Genomic DNA, 1,643 nt, shown 5'->3' on the forward strand with positions numbered 1-1,643 from the left:
CACCCTCTTCGGGCTCCTCCTCGTACTCGCCCTCGGCGTCACCTTCCTCGGGCTCCTCCTCGTACTCGCCCTCGGTGTCCTCGTACTCCTCGTCCGCGCCTTCCTGGTCCTCCCGCTCCCGGGCGGCCTCCTCCTCTTCCACGGCCTCGTCATGGGTCTTGACGACCTCGCCGTCGCGGATCTCGCCGCGCCAGCCCTCGGCCTCGTCGTTGGTGAGGGAGACGTAGCGCTGGAAGTTCTTGAAGTCCAGCCGCAGGCGGCGGCCCTGGGCACGCCAGATGTTCCCGGTCTTCTCGAAGAAGCCCGCGGGGTAGTACTCGACGACGAGGACGATGCGGGTCAGCGTCGGGGTGATCTCATGGAAGCTCACAGCGCCGCGGGTGCTGCCCTTGGCGCCCTGTGAGGTCCACACGATGCGCTCGTCCGGCACCTGCTCCTGGACGGTGGCCTTGAAACTCCGTTTCGACGGCCCGACCTTGACCTTCCAGTCGGTGGTGACCTCGTCGCCCTGGGAGACGCTCTGCACTCCCTTGGCAAAGCCGCTGAAGTCCTCGTACTTGGTCCAGTGGTCGTACGCGGTGCGCACGGGCACGCCGACGTCGAGGGCCTCGATCATGTTCATCGGCTTCTTGCCGGACTTCCGCCCGGGCTTGCCGCCCCCGCCGAACGCCCCCTTGACCTTGTCGACGACGCTGTCCTTGACGCTCTTCGCCTTCTCGCCGAGGAAGGCCTTGATCGGCGAGTCACCCTGCAGGACACGGGCGCCGACCTTCGGCAGCACCCCCCCGTTCTCGGCGACCTCCCCGAGTTGACCCGTAAGGTCGGAGACCTTGTCACCGGCCTTCTCGACCAGGTGCTCCATCTGCGCCCCGAGATAGTGAACGGCCTCCTCACGCAGCTTGTCGAAACCCGATTTTTCGGACGACTCTTCCGGGGACTTTTCGCGCGACTCACGTTCCGTCGTGGCCATGGCCTACCTCCTGCCGCTGGAGCGGGTCGAGGACCTGCCGGATGCGGTCTTCTTCGCTGCGGTCTTCTTGGCCGCGGCCTTCTTCGCGGGGGCCTTCTTGGCCGCGGTCTTCTTCGCGGGGGCGGACGCCTTCGGTCCTGCCGCCTTCTTGGCCGCAGTCTTGGCCGGCGCCGCGCGACCCGTCGAGCGTTTGGCGGGTGCGGCACCCTTGGCGGGCGCCTTCTTCGCGGGGGCGGACGCCTTCGGTCCTGCCGCCTTCTTGGCCGGCGCCGCGCGACCCGTCGAGCGTTTGGCTGGAGTGGGTCTCTTCGCCGGGGCCTTCTTGGCGGCCGTGGTCGGCCTCCGGGCCGGGGCCTTCTTCGCCGGCTTGCCTTCAGGCGAGGGCTCAGGCGAAGGCTCGGCCCTGCGGGCCGACCGCGAGGTGCGACCGGCGCGGCCCCGCGCAGCACGCTCCTGCGCCGGCTCTTCGGGCTCTTCCTCGTCCTCGGGTTCCTCGGGCTCTTCCTCGTCCTCGGGTTCCTCGGGCTCTTCCTCGTCCTCGGGCTCTTCGGGCTCTTCCTCGTCCTCGGGTTCCTCGGGCTCCTCTTCGTCCTCGGGCTCTTCGGGCTCTTCGTCTTCTTGGGGTTACTCTGGATCTTCGTGATCGTAAGGGAGTGTTGGAGGGGATGGGGGT

Annotated in this window: 1 protein-coding gene; it reads right to left on the reverse strand. The window is 68.3% G+C overall.

Annotation, left to right across the window (positions count from 1 at the left end; translation table 11 throughout):
• The coding region (locus tag ABZ641_RS36405; RefSeq protein ID WP_359988796.1) for an SRPBCC family protein at positions 1-970 on the reverse strand (970 nt) is incomplete at its 3' end.
• Positions 971-1,643: the final 673 nt, after the last annotated feature.

The organism is Kitasatospora sp. NPDC007106 (assembly GCF_040634455.1).
GTDB lineage: Bacteria > Actinomycetota > Actinomycetes > Streptomycetales > Streptomycetaceae > Kitasatospora > Kitasatospora arboriphila.